The 16,595-nt window shown below is 32.6% G+C and carries 13 protein-coding genes and 1 tRNA gene; 4 read left to right on the top strand and 10 right to left on the bottom strand.

From position 1 onward, the window contains the following. Positions 1–44: 44 nt before the first annotated feature. Positions 45–1,655, top strand: a complete 1,611-nt coding sequence (locus RT037_RS06290; RefSeq protein ID WP_313029021.1) for a tetratricopeptide repeat protein — start codon at positions 45–47, stop codon at positions 1,653–1,655. Between the two features lie 3 nt (positions 1,656–1,658). Here the strand turns inward: RT037_RS06290 and cdd are convergent, their stop codons facing one another. The 3 genes from cdd to RT037_RS06275 all read right to left on the bottom strand — a co-directional run bounded on the left by cdd (position 1,659) and on the right by RT037_RS06275 (position 3,620). Then, the gene (gene cdd / locus RT037_RS06285; RefSeq protein WP_312323324.1) at positions 1,659–2,138 is read right to left on the bottom strand and encodes a cytidine deaminase; all 480 of its coding nucleotides are present in this window, start codon (positions 2,136–2,138) and stop codon (positions 1,659–1,661) included. 62 nt (positions 2,139–2,200) lie between these two features. Then, positions 2,201–2,593, bottom strand: coding sequence for an alternative ribosome rescue aminoacyl-tRNA hydrolase ArfB (arfB, locus tag RT037_RS06280; RefSeq protein WP_312323325.1), 393 nt, complete (start codon positions 2,591–2,593; stop codon positions 2,201–2,203). Then, a complete protein-coding gene (locus tag RT037_RS06275) occupies positions 2,586–3,620 on the bottom strand; it encodes an AMP-binding protein (protein ID WP_313029016.1) in 1,035 nt (344 codons plus the stop codon). The genes arfB and RT037_RS06275 overlap by 8 nt, the downstream gene beginning before the upstream one ends. A gap of 101 nt (positions 3,621–3,721) precedes the next feature. Here RT037_RS06275 and RT037_RS06270 point away from each other — a divergent pair. Together RT037_RS06270 and RT037_RS06265 are read left to right on the top strand one after the other, a co-directional pair. After that, a tRNA-Gln gene (locus RT037_RS06270) sits at positions 3,722–3,792 on the top strand. A gap of 313 nt (positions 3,793–4,105) precedes the next feature. Continuing rightward, positions 4,106–4,807 (top strand): hypothetical protein, encoded by a 702-nt coding sequence (locus RT037_RS06265; protein ID WP_313029013.1) that lies wholly within the window; start codon positions 4,106–4,108, stop codon positions 4,805–4,807. Between the two features lie 47 nt (positions 4,808–4,854). Here the strand turns inward: RT037_RS06265 and RT037_RS06260 are convergent, their stop codons facing one another. The 4 genes from RT037_RS06260 to argS form a co-directional block, all read right to left on the bottom strand. Then, entirely contained in the window at positions 4,855–5,460 is a 606-nt protein-coding gene (locus RT037_RS06260; RefSeq protein WP_313029009.1) for a hypothetical protein, read from the bottom strand. A 35-nt stretch (positions 5,461–5,495) separates the two neighbouring features. Then, complete coding sequence (locus RT037_RS06255) at positions 5,496–6,041, bottom strand: tetratricopeptide repeat protein (RefSeq protein WP_313029006.1); 546 nt, start codon at positions 6,039–6,041, stop codon at positions 5,496–5,498. A 173-nt stretch (positions 6,042–6,214) separates the two neighbouring features. After that, positions 6,215–6,643: a hypothetical protein gene (locus RT037_RS06250; RefSeq protein ID WP_313029002.1), complete on the bottom strand. Its 429-nt coding sequence runs from the start codon at positions 6,641–6,643 to the stop codon at positions 6,215–6,217. Between the two features lie 433 nt (positions 6,644–7,076). Then, the gene (gene argS, locus RT037_RS06245) at positions 7,077–8,840 is read right to left on the bottom strand and encodes an arginine--tRNA ligase (RefSeq protein ID WP_313028998.1); all 1,764 of its coding nucleotides are present in this window, start codon (positions 8,838–8,840) and stop codon (positions 7,077–7,079) included. 171 nt (positions 8,841–9,011) lie between these two features. On the opposite strand from argS, the gene RT037_RS06240 reads away from it, so the two are divergent. Next, positions 9,012–11,438 carry a gliding motility-associated C-terminal domain-containing protein gene (locus tag RT037_RS06240; RefSeq protein ID WP_313028994.1) on the top strand — a complete coding sequence of 809 codons (2,427 nt, stop codon included), beginning with the start codon at positions 9,012–9,014 and terminating at the stop codon, positions 11,436–11,438. A 91-nt stretch (positions 11,439–11,529) separates the two neighbouring features. On the opposite strand, the gene RT037_RS06235 is transcribed toward RT037_RS06240, so the two are convergent. The 3 genes from RT037_RS06235 to RT037_RS06225 are packed head-to-tail and all read right to left on the bottom strand — an operon-like array spanning position 11,530 to position 16,525. After that, a complete protein-coding gene (locus tag RT037_RS06235) occupies positions 11,530–11,982 on the bottom strand; it encodes a lipocalin family protein (RefSeq protein ID WP_313028990.1) in 453 nt (150 codons plus the stop codon). Positions 11,983–12,027: 45 nt separating this feature from the next. Then, on the bottom strand, positions 12,028–13,494 hold the full coding sequence (locus RT037_RS06230) for a SusD/RagB family nutrient-binding outer membrane lipoprotein (protein WP_312322985.1): 1,467 nt from the start codon (positions 13,492–13,494) through the stop codon (positions 12,028–12,030). A 7-nt stretch (positions 13,495–13,501) separates the two neighbouring features. Next, a complete protein-coding gene (locus RT037_RS06225) occupies positions 13,502–16,525 on the bottom strand; it encodes a SusC/RagA family TonB-linked outer membrane protein (protein ID WP_313028989.1) in 3,024 nt (1,007 codons plus the stop codon). Between the last annotated feature and the right edge of the window lie 70 nt (positions 16,526–16,595).

Here is a 16,595-nt window from a genome sequence, read left to right as displayed (position 1 = left end):
TATTTTGTTTTGTTCAAATAAAAGCTGAGCACGATGAAAAAAACATGTCCATAGAAACCAAATTCTTGGAAAAAGCATCAAAGATAGATAACGAAAAACAGTTACTTTATTTCTTAAACTCAGATTCGTATAAAATAATAAGTAACAAAAAAGAAATCATAAACAAAGTTGTATTAGCAAACTTTTTTTCAAAACAATTAGACAGATCTAATCCTAAAAGTCTACAACTATATAAAGACGCACAAAAATTATCAACAGATATCAAAGACAACAACTTTTTGATATGGTTTTATACAAGCTTTGGATTCTATTATTACACCTACAATGATTATCCCAACGCATTACCATTATTTTTAAAAACATCAAAACTTCTAGAAAGCAATCAGGACAAGGACATTATCGACTCGTGTACTATTTTAAAATTAAATGGCTTCTTTTGGTCGACAATCGAAGATTATAATAAAAGTAACGAATATCTAGAGCGCGCTTTACAACAATGCTCAACTAATGACCAAAACTATGGGACAATACTTAATAGCATTGCCCTTAATTACATCAAGTTAAATGATTTTCAGAAAGCACTAACGTATCTCGAAAAGACCAAATCTGCAGCTACAACAATTAATGATAAAGTCCGTTACGCAAAAGCTTTAGGAGACATTGCATACATTGAAGCTTATAGAAAAAACTACGACAAAGCGATTAACTTATTAAAGGAAGATATAGAAATTTCTCAAGCTGAAAATAGTTATAGAAATACAATGTTTGCACAAACAAGATTAGCGAAAATCTATGTCGAAACCAAGCAGTTCCAAAATGCGAAAAAGCTATTACAAGATGCTTTATCGTACAGTAGAACCAAAACATATCTAGCTAGTAATGAGTTAGATATCCAAAAGCTACTTTTGCAAATTGCAGTACATGAAAAAAATGATAATGCAGAGTTAGCTGCAAGAAGAAGAATTGAAAGTCTGAATAATCAAATTATATTACAAGATGGTGTTGAAGCCGTAAAAATGGCAAACTGGCAAAGCCAAAAAGAGCGTGTAGAATGGCAATTAGAAGCCGAACAAAACAAAGCGGAAAAGTCAAAAGTTATTAAATGGTTCTTACTTGCAGTCAGTCTTTTGCTCTGTGGCCTTGTTGCAAGTATTTATCAACTTAATAAAAGAAAAATTCGTTTACTGAAAAGTAGTTTTGAAAAACAGATTTTAAAATTCAAATTAGACCAAGTTGAGTCCGATAAAAAATTACAATCGACTAATACTTCTTTAGCAAGCTTCAAAGCCTATTTGGTTGACAGAAATAAACATATCGACAAGATTGACACTGAAATTAGCAAACTCCGAGAAACAGGAAGATCAACAAAAACACTTTCCGCAATGGAGGAATTAAAGATATCGCATTTGGTTACCGACGAAAATTGGAATAAATTCAAAGAGGTTTTTATCCGAGAAGAGCCAGAATATTATCAATACATCATCAATTCCTTCCCAGGTTTAACAGAATCTAACCTACGCATTATCCTTCTTAACAGATTAGATCTTAACAATATAGAAATCGCTCAACTATTAGGCCTTAGTGTTGATGGCGTTAAAAAATCAAAGCAGCGACTTCGTAAGAAGTTCGACAATGACGATACTTTTGTAATTTAAAAACTATAAAAAACTAGAATCAAACGAAAAAGGTAACAAATCTCGAACCGATTTTGTTTTAAAAATCTCACCTTCTAGAGAAGCAAAATAGATTTCGATAGGTTGATCTTGTTTAGCCTCATACTCCAAAATACTTTGGCGACACGCACCACAAGGCGGAATTGGTTGAGAACTAAGCATATTACGAGGTGCACCAATCACAAACATTTTAGTAATTTGTGCTTTAGGAAAATTCGCAGATGTCCAGTAGATGGTCGTTCTTTCTGCACAAAGACCAGAAGGATAAGCCGCATTTTCTTGATTACTTCCTGTAATAATCTCACCATTATCAAGCAAAAGTGCACAGCCTACCAAGAAGTTAGAATAATTTGCGTAGGCATTTTCTCGAACTGCTTTTGCAGCTTCAAAAAGTTTCTTTTCAGTTTCGTCAAGATCCTCATATGAAGGAATCACGTGAAAACTGATTTTGATTTCTTTTTCCATTTTTCAAAAATCGGAGGGTAAAAGTACGCCTTTTTTAGTTATCACAAAACTATTTTTAATCTTTAGTAACGAAATCTCCGATTATCTTTTTTCTCTGACAAAATTTTCTTAGCTGTCAATCGTTTTTCAATCTGACTTTTACGTGGTTTTGTCTGCTTTCGTGGTTTTTGAACAACAACAGAAGCATTAACGATATTAAGAATTCTTTCGATAGCAATCGCTTTATTTTCAAGTTGCGTTCTTGCTTCGGTAGACGTCAATTGCAAAACTCCGTCGTTGTTAATACGATTTTTTAATTTTTCCAAAATCAACTCAATTTGCTCATCAGAAAAAAATTTAGTTTCCGAAACTTTCCACATCGCAGTAACCGCCGTCTCAACTTTATTTACATTTTGACCGCCAGCACCACCACTTCTTGATGTTTTAAAACTAAGTTCCTTAGAAAAATCATTCATCTCTGTATCTATTAATTATCGCTTTCAAATCTATTCGGTTCACTTTTCCGTTTGGAGTTCTCGGGATATTTTCAATAAAGATAACATCTTTTGGACGATCAAGCTTACGACGGTAATTTATATTTGAAATTTTAATTTTTAAATCTTCACTCGGCGGAGCCTCAACAACTGCGATCATTTTTTCACCCAAAACGTCATCAAGAATCGCTGTAACAACAACTTCGTAAGGTATTTCTTTCTTTATTAAAGCTTCAACTTCTTCAGGAAAAATTTTGGCACCACCAGAATTAATTACATTATCAATTCGTCCTAAGAATCGAAATTGATTTTCCCCAATTATCTCGACCAAATCGTTGGTTACAATAAGATCCGGACTAATATTTGGTGCATTTATAATAAGACATCCGCTCGGACTAATACTAATATTAACACCTTCAAAACAAGTAAAATAATCTTCAGTAATTGGATAAATCTTTCGTAGTGCGACATGAGACAAAGTTTCGGACATGCCGTAAGTCTCAAAAATCTCTTGATTTGAAGTTTTTAAACTGTCATAAATTTTCTTTTTTAAACTTTCCGAAACAGCTGCTCCGCCAATAATCAGTTTTTTAATTAAATGTAATTTATCTAGAGAATGCTCCACTTGCAAAGGCGTCATTGCACAAAAATCGACTTCTGCCTCTAAATTTGCAAGCGCATCCGACTTAGGCTCTAAAACATTAAGAATAAGTTGACGTTCGATAGCGCGAATTACCATCATTTTGCCAGAAATATATTCTATCGGAAGACACAAAGCAGCGGAATTTCCTTTTATTAAACCTAAAAAATCGCAAGTCATCTTTGCCGAAGCAAACATTCTGCTTTTTTCGACTTCAAAAAGCTTTGGAATTCCTGTCGAACCAGAACTTTTTATGCTTGTTGTGGGCTTATCGGAAAGGCATTCTTGAAAAAATTCAAAAACTTTTGTTTCAAAGTCATTTTTAGGCTTCACTATATCTAGCTGAATATCAGAACAGTCGATTAACATTGATTTTTTTATGAAATTATTTTGTATAAAATTATGAAATTTTTTGCAAAATATTTTGGAAGTTAGAAAAAAAGGCGTACATTTGCATCACAATAAACGACAGACCCATGGTGTAACGGTAGCACTCCGGTTTTTGGTACCGTCTGTTGGGGTTCGAATCCCTGTGGGTCTACGATTATCCAAATAGCTTGCTAAATTTAGCAAGCTATTTTTTTGTGCTTTATTTCAAAATAATTTATTCTAAAATTTAATTTCACCTTGCAATACTTTAGCTTAGTCTTCCAAATGGTTGCAAGATTTATTCTCACAAACTCCGAAAATAATTCAACAATAAATAAAAACTTAGATGTGATTATTAATTTAATAAAATAAAAAACATTGCTACTGACTACAGAATGAGAAAATTTAACTAAAATTTTCAATAAAATAATTGCATTCAAATAACAAAGACTTTATTTTTGGCGAAACATGCTAAAAATAATTAAATGACAAAAATTAAACTTATCTGGACACTATTCTGTGTTTTAACCATTCAAATCTTTTCGGCACAGACTGAAGTTAAAAAGCCAGCTGATGCTTTCGACCTTTATTTCAAAGCTTTTGTTAATAAAAACGAAACCGCACTGAAAGCACTTAACGATTACATGCGACCAACTGTTGAAGGAAAAGATATGTACGCGATTGATTTTACTGAAGGAAATTCGGAAATGATCGCAAATATGTCTGACAACTTTTTGAGCATCTTTTCTCCTGCTGCTGCAAAAGCTAATAAAAAAGAGGCAGAAGACTATTTCGCTGCAATGATTAAAAACTTTAACGAAGCCACTTATAAAATAAGCAGTGCAAAGTTGGTAGATAACGAATATGTAAAAGGCGAAAAAATAGCAGAAATTTCTTATCGTGTTACTTTCAAAATGCCGAAGGAAGCTTCTGACGACATCCTATCTGTCTACAAAAATAAAAATCCTAAGACACTGAAAGCGGACGAACTTAAACAACTTTTAATTTCTCTTAAAAACACCTATAGCAACGCGACTAAAGAAGAAAGTGTTGACCGTCAAGTCAGCTTGTACCAATTAAAAGAAAAAGGGAAAATATATTACAACAGCGGAAATATCTATGAAGAAATTGTTACCAACTTAACTGATTTCTATTTTGGGAGTGATGACGAACTGGCTGAGGAATAAAAATATTTTAATAAATAAAAAACGCAACTTGTAAGTTGCGTTTTTTGTTATAATATGAGGTTCTGAATAAAGCTTTGTAAATCTATTTCTTTATCAAGACCTAGTTTTATTTTCAATCTATATTTCGTCATCCTAACAGTTTTAACCTCAACCTTTAAAAGATTTGCAATCTGTTGGTTATCCATATTCAAATAAATATAGGACGCATATTTTAAATCTTGTATCGTTAGCTTTCCTTTGGAAGTTTCATTCAACTTTTTGAAAAGTTGCGGATGTACTTCCTCGTGCATATCTTTGACACGCGCCAAATCTTGATCTACAAATTTTTCTTTGCGAAGAAGCTTATCCAGATCCGCATCTGCATTGGTTTTAATCTTTTCAGTTAATTCATTAATAATAGAATTTTTCTGATCCAGTTGGATCGATTTTGCCAAGGCCTGTTTATGCAGTCGCTCCTGCTCTATTTCCAAAAGTCTTTGCTCAGCTTCCAATCTCGCTTTTTCCTCAGATTCTAACTGAAGTTTTAGCTCGGTTTCAATTTTTTCTGACTCTAAAAGATCTGCACGTTGTTTAGTGAGTTTTTTTTTGTATCTCTGATTATTGAAAAGTACGATAAATCCAGCAACTGCAATAATAACAATCGCCAACAACATCCACAATTGACGAGTTCGACCTTGGTTAATTTGTTCTAGCTGATGGATTTGTTCATTTTTTTCTCTGTGTCATAAAAAATTTCCAAAGACATTGTATTATTGTCAAAGCGCTCTTTACTTTCTTGACGAATCATATCTTTAGCTTCACGCTCGATGGCCAATGCCTTTTCAAAACGACCAGAATTAGAATAAACACGAGACAAATTGTCGATTTTAGAGATTTTTGAACTTAACATAATCTCTGTATTTGCACGCCCAAGATCGTAAGCTTTTTGATAGTAATTCTCAGCTAAACCAACATTACCTTCATTCTCATAATTGTAACCAATATTATTATAAATAAGTGAGGTAAGATCTCCGTAATTAGCATCATTACTTGTTAAATCTAAAGCTTTGAAAGCTAAATCCAAACTTTCCTTACTCGCATTACTTGTACGAATGAACGGAACTAAACTTCCATAATTGATGTAATAAGCAATGAGAGAACGCTTTTGCGCAACTTTAGGTTCGATCTTAGAAATAACATTGAAAGCACGACGATAATTAACATCCGCAGAATCTAAATATTTCTTTTCGCGCATGGCCGTACTTAGATTTTTGTAATAAAAACCAACATTGTTAAAAGAAAAATTTAACAACAAATTATTCTTAGACTTCTTAGCATAATCTAGAGCCTTGAAAGCCGAATCTTTATACTCTTGGACATCAGCTGCATTTTTGACTTGATATGAAAATTTAAGAAAATACAGTTGGGTTAAAATAAATTCTCTCGATCTGACTTTTCAAAAACCGAAATACTACTATTAATAGCCTTTACAAATTGATCTTTTTTATTAAGTTTTAAATAATATCTCGCATATCCATAATCAACATAAGCATTCGACAGATTATCATTAGCCTCATCTAATAGGTCTTTTGCTTTTTTTAAAGAATTAACCTGCGCTTGCTCATCTTTAGTCACCGAATAATAATCGGACAAATAGACAAGCCCAATTATTTTGCGACGAACATCTTGGCTAGGAAGAAAATCTTTTTCGAGAAGACTTCTAGCCTTTTCGTTCTCCTTTGCATAAAGATACGCATATACAGTTTGTTGACTTTTATCCAAATCACTTTGTCCAAAATAACAAATTGGAATTAAAAACATCAACAGCAAAAACCTAGAAAATATCAATCTCAGCATTATAACTTATCTTCTTTCTTATATTGAATAAAAACACCTTCTTTAAATAAAAAAACTTTAAAGCATCTTATAATCAACGAATTAAATATTACAAAATTTAACAAAAAACAAAAAATCGAAATTCATAATTGAGTGTTAATTTCGTACAACTCCTGCAAAAATATAAATAATTGATTAATAATACATTATAAAGTATCGTATATATTTTGTAGACAAAAAATCTACAAATGTAAATACAGTGTCGATTACAAAATATAACATAACCTATTTATTTTTAAGAAATTTGAAATTACAAAACGGACGAAACTAAACTGAAATTTTAAACTATTAGAAAATCAGTAAAACGGATTTCTTAACTGAAATCCGTTTTTTTATTCGTAAAAAAAAGAGCCATCAAATTTGAAAGCTCTTATATTAAATTTTAAATTAAAAATTACATTCTATTAACAACGCCAATTCCCATTAAAGCCAAAGCCTTCTTGATAGTTTTAGCTGTTAAATTGGAAACCTGTAATCTAAATTGAATTGTATTTTGATCTTCTTGATTCAAAATTGGATTATTTTGATAGAATGAATTATAAACTTTCACCAATTCGTAAACATAATTCGCCACTAATGCTGGACTTAGTTGTTCAGCTGCTCTAGCAATAACTTCTTTGAAATTTGACAAAGTCATCACCAACTCTTTCTCATTATCATTAATCGCATAATCTTTTGTAATAGCAGAATCAACGAAATTTGCCTTATTTAACAAGGATTGAATTCGGGCATAAGTATATTGGATAAACGGTCCTGTATTACCATTAAAATCGATACTTTCCTCTGGATTAAACAACATTTTTTTCTTTGGATCAACCTTTAGCATAAAATACTTAAGCGCTCCAATCCCAACCTTTTCGTAAGAAATTTCCTTTTCTTCCTCCGTTAAATGTTCTAATTTTCCTAGTTCCTGAGATTTATCTTTTGCTGTTTGATACATCTCTTGCATCAAATCATCAGCGTCCACAACAGTCCCTTCGCGAGATTTCATTTTTCCATTCGGAAGTTCAACCATTCCATAAGACAAATGATAAAGTTGATCAGCCCACTCGTATCCTAATTTTTTAAGGATTAAAAATAAAACTTGGAAGTGATAATCTTGCTCGTTACCAACAGTATAAATTAATTTTTGAATATCATTATCTTTGAAACGTTCAACGGCAGTTCCTAAATCTTGCGTCATATAAACTGAAGTTCCGTCAGAACGAAGAAGTAACTTTTGATCCAAACCTTCGTCAGTTAAATCTGCCCAAACAGAACCGTCTTCTTTCTGGAATAAAACACCTTTTTTAAGACCTTCCTGAATAATATCTTTTCCTAAAATATAAGTATTACTTTCGTACTGAACTTGGTCAAATTCAACACCCAATCTTTGGTAAGTTTGGTTAAAACCGGAATATACCCAAGCATTCATTTTTGACCAAAGTGCGCGTACGTTAGGATCAGCATTTTCCCAATCTAAGAGCATTTTTTGAACAGCCAACATAGATGGTGCTTGTTTTTTAGCAGTTTCCTCATCCATTCCTTCAGACATTAAAGCAGCAATTTCTGCCTTATAATTTTTATCAAATTCTACATAGAAATTACCAACTAATTTGTCACCTTTCAGATTTTCAGATTCTGGTGTCACACCATTTCCGAATTGCTCCCAAGCCCACATAGATTTACAAATATGTACACCTCTGTCGTTAATAATTTGAGTTTTGATAACATCATAGCCATCAGCTTCTAGAATCTGTGCCACAGAAAAACCTAAAAGATTATTTCTGATATGTCCAAGATGCAAAGGTTTGTTGGTATTTGGAGAAGAATATTCCACCATCACAGTTTGATTTTTAGAATCTACTTTCCCAAAATCTTGGTAAGTATTTTCGAAATTATCAAGAAACAACGAATTGTTAATTTTTAAATTAAGAAAACCTTTAACCGCAATAAAACTTTCTACATATTCAACTTCGTTGGTCAGCTCGCTCCCCAATTCAATACCAATGACATCCGGACTTTTCTTAAGAAGTTTAACCAATGGGAAAACAACAACGGTAAAATCACCATCGAAATCCGTTTTGTTTTGTTGAACTTCAAGTTTTAAATCGTGGATTTGGTAAAGATTATTAATAATATCTGAAACCTTCTGCTGAATGCTATCTTTAATATTCATTATGCTAAAAAAATAATGGCAAAGTTACGAAAATAAAAAAACGAAAATCTAGTTTATATATCTGCTATTAATATTAAATTATCACAATAAGTATATAAAATTAACAATGAAATAAAACATCACATAGTTTTTTTATACCTTTATAATTATAAATTCGCAAAATTAGAATTAGTGAAAAAATATTTTTTTTTATTTCTACTATTAACAATATCCTGCCCTTTGTTTGGTCAGCTAGACTTAGAACATTGGTTTCCACCGGTATATAGATCCGTTACATTTTATGGTAGCTCCAATTTAGAAATTAATATAAGTACACCTCATATTAATCCTTTTCGTGTATATATATATTCTAGAGGAACTTTACAAAAAACCATAACAATAAGCAAAAACAACCCTGGAAAATATTCATTTTTAGGAAAAGATTTTATAGCTTCTGGCTTAAATTATTTAAAAACTCAAGACACGGGAATACATTTAGTTGGAGAAAATAGTTTTTATGCTGACTTAAGGTTTTATCAAGGTGGAAACTGTGAGATGATCTACTCTAAGGGAAAATCTGCATTAGGAACCGACTTCATGTCAGTAAATACATCGATTGACATGTATGAAGGTTTTGGATCCTTAACCCTTATGACTAGTGTGATGGCAACACAAGATAATACAACAATTAAATTCTATGGTTATGATCCGAAAATTACCTTTATAGATGGTACTAAATCTAATACTCGAGAAATAACCCTTAACAAAGGAGAATCTTATGTTTTTGTTGCTAAAAAAGCTGACAACTTTGACATCTACGATAACGAATATTTTAATACTTTAAATGGAGCGAAAATCCAATCGAGCAAACCAATAGTAGTAGTAAGTGGGGGATTTAATACACAATATGCCTATGAAAATGGAAATGGCAGCACAATACTAGAACAATTAGTCCCTATTAAAAATCTTGGTAAAGAGTTTTTTATGAAATCTGGCTTTTCAAGTATAAGTAAGCACACAGAAAAGGCTTTTATAGTTGCAACAAAGGATAATACAAAACTATATTTTAACAATACAATCACACCTCAAATAACCTTAAATGCGGGGCAATACTACTTAACACCTATCAATTTATTCATTGGCAAGAGCATGTACATCAAGTCATCTGAACCCATATATTGCATGCAACTATCCTCAGGAACCAACAAGGCTGGGCGAGCTGCAGACTACTCCTATTTTGCAGGATCTATGTCATATCTTCATCCACTTGACAAAACCCTACCAGGAAAGATAGATAAAATCATAAATACTGGTAAAATTGGAGAACAAAACTATCGTAATTTTTTAAATTTATTGGTCCCAAAAGGAAATAGCTTGAAAATTAATAACCAATTCCCTAATCCAGCAAGTGGTCCATTTCCAATTACTGGCAATGAAGATTATATGTATTATTCGCTTGAAGATCATATAGGTGATGTAGAAATAGAATCAGAAAATGGACTTATTGCAACAATTATAGGTGGTAGTAGTGAATATGTTCATGGCTGGTCAAGTGCTACTACAGGATTTAGTAACGATCCTTACATATTAAAAAGCGGGAATTGTATCGAAGAAGAAGTTGAGTTGAAAGTCAGTAATGTGGATTTCGAAAGATTCCAATGGCAAAAAAATAAAATTAATATAGATGGTGCTGAAAATTCCACATACTATCCCACAACATCTGGATACTACAGATGTATCTTGACATATTCAGGTGTCACATATGCAACGGAAGAAGTCTATGTTGACTATTGTCCTTACTTAGTTACAGAAAAAGATTTAGGCAATATATGCTCTAAAATAATAGGTGAAATAAAATTTAGTGCACCGAATGAGAATAAGATAATAGATAGAATAAAAATATTGACTCCTCCTACTAATGGAAAAGTTACAATAAACAATCTAAATAAAACTTATAATTACGAAGCAAATACTAATTATACCGGAACGGATAGGTTTGTACTTGAGATTTGTACTACAAATAGTAGTTTATGCGAAGCACTGAAACTAAAGGTCAATGTACTACAAACACCAAATGAGAACTTTAGCGAGACACTAACTGCTTTATCCACTGATGATAATTTTAGTATCTATGATTTAAGCTTAGCAAGAATTAACATAAATAGCTCAAATAATGTAACCTATTACAAGAATCAAGATTTGACTGAAGAAATTGTAAATTATGAAAAATATGAAACAAATGAAGCAATGGCCTACGCAAAAATTACAAGTCCAACAACGTCTTGCAGTGGTATAAAAAAAATAAAACTAATTCCTTTACCCATAATAGCAGATGCAGATCTAGTACTTCCGAATTTTCTATCACCAAATGCTGATAGTATGAATGATATTCTAGATTTTTCGATTTTAAAATCTATGCTAAATGTCAAGGTAGTAATTAGTGATCGTTATGGAAAAAAAGTATTTGAAAGTAATGGCGAGAACTTCATATGGAATGGGAGAAATATAGAAAACAAACCATTACCTACAAATGCATATTGGGCTATATTCACATGGACCTCACCTACAACAAAACTTACGACAACAAAAAAACAATGGATCATGTTAAAAAATAACTAAAAAAGAGCTAACCTATTGATTAGCTCTTTTCTTTCTAGCAATTGCTACTTTTACATTCCTCTTATTATCAATTTAAACAAATCATTATTTATCAATAAGCTTTTGTCCAAACTGCAACCGCATTATCATTACCAGGATTTCCGTCAATATTTTTAGAAGATATTTCTAGTCTAATTTCAGTATCTGATATACCAATCAAATCAAAGGATTTAGTTTGGTCAAGTCCATTAGATTTATATTTTAAAATTAGTAATCCCTCTTGCGATTGAAGATTCCACGTACCAGCATAATTTTCAGCAACATAACAACCTTGTGTAACATCATTATACTCACTATCTTCATATACGCCAGTTTTATCAGAGTTTATAACAATTTTATCATTAATATCGCAACCAGTAATATTATAGTTTTTACTTTTAAACTCATAATGACTAAGTTTAAAGGTACCTTTCAAATTAACAGGCTGGGATGGCGAGGGTTCTCTATCATTATTACAAGAAATAATTATACTTCCCATAATAATACTTAAAATTATTTTCTTCATGTTTCAAATATAAAAAAAGGTTGGCAAAAGCCAACCTTATAAAAATTAATTTTTGTCCCAAAAAACTTTTGTCGTTGCAACATCTTTTCCTCCTGGTAAATGAGTTACAGCTTCTAACCAGTTAGTCTTATTTAAAGATTGCTCAGGTGCTGGGTAAGTCATTCTTGTAGGAATAGCACTTAATACAGACCCTTCAGGATTCTCAAATGCAGGATAATCTAACCTTCTATTAAAAGTCCATGCTTCAAAACCTCTATTGTACATCGCGTACCACGATTGTTCGCCAATAGACTTTTTCCATTCCGCAGCATTATAAGGATTTGCAGCAATGTATGCATCAGCCTCTGCTGACTCAACCCCCCAATAATCCATAGATGCTTTAATTCCTTGATTATATAGACTTGAAGCAGATCCAGCTAAAAATCCTCTTTGAACAGCCTCTGCCATTAAGAAAGATACTTCGGAATAATCAAAAATATCACCTACAGCATCTGGCTTAATAATATCATCTGCTACATGAGAAAAACTTGCAAACTCGTTAGAGTCTCCATAGACACCTCCAACAAATTCACCATCAACTTTTGTAAAGTATTTTTCTCTTCTAGGATCATTCTTTTCATTCATCGGATCAACCAATGTATCAGCAGCTACAAAATCTTGTCTACCAGAACCTGCAACATTCACATTCTGATAAAGAGGACTACTAAAATTACCTTGTTGATAAGTTACTGTAAAATTATCTGCGTTAGATGCAATAACTCCAGCCGCAACAGCACTTTCAATAGTGGATTTAGCCAATGCTGCATCAACATCTGATAAATTAACTCCCAATCTTAATTTAAGAGAGTTTGCTAACTTTTTCCATTTAGACATATCTCCTTTAAAATTAGAAATATCTGATGAAAAACCAATCTTCCCAACTTTTATTGAACTATTAACTGCAGTTAATCTTCTAATAAGATCTGTATAAATAGTTTTAGCATCATCATACTTTGGGGACAATGTACCTGTTCCTCCAGGTTCAGCCTTTAAAGCCTCAGAATATGGTATATTATTATAGGTATCTACTAAATTAGCCCAAGCATAGATTTCAATAATCTCTAATTGAGCTAACATATTTGTCTTAACGTCAGCATCATAAGCGGCTTGTGCAGTATTTGAACTCTCTTCTTCTACTTTAGCCTTAGCAAGCTTTACAGTATTTAATACATTTCTATAGAAGAAATTCCAATGATTTGTATTAATCTGACGAGTTACCATATCATAGTTAGATTCATCTGTATAAGTTGTTTCAGTCCACTGCTGTGTGAAGAATCTAGAAATATTTCTATTAACATTCGCATCTACCATTTGCTGAAACAAGTAAGTTTCAGCTGTAGCAAAAAATGTTTTTGATGGTAAAGTTTGAGGATGTTTAGGATCCACATTCAAATCTGTAAAATCTCTTGCACATGAAGTGAAGACTGGATAAGCGAGCGTTAAAGCTCCTACTATTAAAAATATTTTTTTCATGACTTTTTTAGAATTTAAAGGTTACATTAACACCGATATCTCTTGTAGTTGGTAGGATACCAATAGAGTTACCTCTTGATCCTAATCCACCACCAACACCAGCTTCAGGATCTGCATAAGGAACATTTTTATGAATAATCCATAAGTTTCTTCCCACTAAGGAAACTTTAGCTTCTTCAATGAAAGTACTAGCTAACAATGATTTTGGTAATCTATAAGTAATGTTAGCTTCACGTAACTTAACATATGATGCATCATATACAAATCTAGCATTAGGCATTCTTCTATAACCATCTACGTTACCATAACCTTGTGGAGAAATAGTTGCAGTTGTATTTGTTTGTCCGTTAGGATTTACACCTGGCCATACAACCCCTGTAGTTCTATATCCACCTACAGCAGTTTCGGCATAAAGACCAGTTGCTAAACCATAATACATATCAGTAGAATATGTAGACCCACCATGTTGCATGTCAATCAAGAATCCAGCTGATAAATCTCCCCCAAAGAACGTAAATGTATTTCTAATACCTCCAGTCCAATCAGGCGTAATGTTACCAATTTCTTTGTTAGATTCTGCTGTTCTTAAATAACGGCCTGTAGTAGGACTAATTGTTGGTTGCCCATTTGTATACACATAATCCGTACCGTAGATAACACCATAAGCTTCACCTTCTACTGCATTAAGTGATACGCCACCTTGGTAAGCTGCCAATCTCAACACCTTAGCGTCAGGGTGCAATGAGACTAATTTATTCTCATTCTTCGCCCAGTTTGCATTAATATCCCAAGTAAATGCTTTAGATTTAAATGGTGTTGCATTGAATTGAACTTCAATACCTTTGTTATCAATTTGTCCTGCGTTAATCGTAATTTGATTGTATCCAGTTGCATTAGAAACTGGAAGATTCATAATCTGATCAAATGTCTTTGTCTTATAAGCTGCAATATCAAATCCTAAACGATTTTTGAAAAATTGCATCTCTAAACCAACTTCAACTTCTTTCGATCTTTCAGGCTTTAAGTTCGGGTTATTAAGAACCGTTGGCATTAAATAAATACCCTCATTGTGGAAAGCTCCATTTTTATTGTATGTATTAATAAGTCTATAATTACCAGTTGATGATCCCACTTCTGCGTAATTCGCTCTAACTTTCATAAAACTTAACCAGTCTTGTTTGATGTAGTTACTTAATAATACAGCCCCTGTAATAGAAGGATACCCGTAAGCATTGTTTCCAGCAGGTAAGTTAGAAGATTTATCATAACGATATGTAGCATCCACAAAAATACTTCCATCGTAATCAAATGAAGCAGAAGCATAACCACTTCCTGTTTGACTTCTTTGATAAACCTCTACAGGATCTAAAGTTTCTCCCATCGAGTTTTCAATAGAATAAATACCTGGTACAATTAGTCCTCCTTCTGTAGATGCAGTAATACTTTCAAAACCATTCTTTCTCAAGTTAGCACCGACAACCCCTTGTACATTTAATTTATCCGTAATTTCAAACTTATAATTTGCAATTAAATCAAAATTGGTCTCTGAACCAGTCATATTTTGTCTCCAATAACCAGAAGGCGCATTGTTACGTGATAATCCAAATGCTTGAGTTAAACTGCCATCAGCCAATCTTTGTTCCATTAACATATTGTAATAGTCGAATGAAACTTTCCCTAAGATTCCGAAATTTTTACTTACATCATATTTTACTTGTGCATAACTGAAGCTTCTTGTTCTACTATCTGATTGGTAATTTTGATAAACTTGGAAATATGGGTTATTCCAATATAATGGATATCCATCGTTAGCCGATGTTCTATTCCATGTTCCGTTATCATACTTTCCAGTAGCTCTATAAGAGTTGAAATATACATCTTTCAATTGCGATAAATCAACGTTAGTTTGCCACCATTGTCTAAACCCAGTCACCAAGTTATCAGAATAACCTGTAGCATTTCTACCTCTAGTATCTTGTACTGTTAAAGTAGTATAAACACTTGCAGACAATTTATCAGTTAACTGATGATTTACTCTAGCAGAGAAAGTATTCTTATTAATCTTAGAGTTTGGCATTAAACCTGATTGGTCAAAATTATTATAACTTAACATGAAGTTATTTTTAGCATCGCCTTTCTCTAATGTTATTGAATTAGAATAAGTAATTGGATTATTAAAAAAAGTAATTGGTCCATTTTTAGCAGCTAACCAAGCATGGGGTTTACCGTAGTTATTTGAATATTTGTTAAAAGAGTCCCACTGCCACACTTGTAAATTAGGATTAAATTCTCCACCATAAGATGCATCTTCACTGAAAGGCACTTGTGGTAATCCTCCTGGTCCAACATTAAAATAAGAATCTTGATTTGGTCCATAATAAGCTCCATAACCAGCACCATATCTAGATTGATATTCTGGGAATGTAGATTTATCAATAAAACCAACATTAACATCTGATGATAATGTTACCCCCCAAGAATTATCTTTTTTAGAACTTCTACCTTTCTTTGTTTCAATAACGATAACGCCATTCAAAGCTCTTTCTCCATAAAGAGCAGATGCGGCTGCCCCTTTCAAGATATTCATACTTGCAATATCTTCTGGGTTAAGATCTGATAAGAAGTTACCCAAGTCAAATGTACCAGAAACAAATCCATTGCTGATAGGTGAACCATCAATTACAATTAGAGGAGAACCGCCGTTACCACCCATCTGCTTATAACCTCTAATTACGATGTTGGTAGAACCTCCAAAGTTATTATTAGTATTAATTTGCACCCCTGCAGCTTTACCAGAAAGCAAACTAGCAACATTACCAGTTTTTGTAGTTCCATCTGTAAGAGCTTCGGCTTTCACCTCTTGAGATGCATAACCCAGAGATTTTTTTTCTCTTTTAATACCTAAAGCGGTTACTACAACCCCCTCGATATCGGTTTGCTTAAGTGTATCACCCTTTTTAGCTTGCGCGGAAACCATCGCAACTGAAGAGCTTAACACCAATGCTAAAACGCTAGCTGTTATTTTTTTCATATCAAATTAAATTTTTCAATAAAACAAATGTGCAAAACTTTCTCAACATAAACAATAAAAAAGTTAAATA

Source organism: Soonwooa sp. (genome assembly GCF_032062245.1).
In the GTDB taxonomy this organism is placed as follows: Bacteria; Bacteroidota; Bacteroidia; order Flavobacteriales; family Weeksellaceae; genus Soonwooa.
The sequence above is the reverse complement of the archived record's forward strand: the minus strand, read 5'-3'. Positions and strand labels throughout refer to the sequence as shown.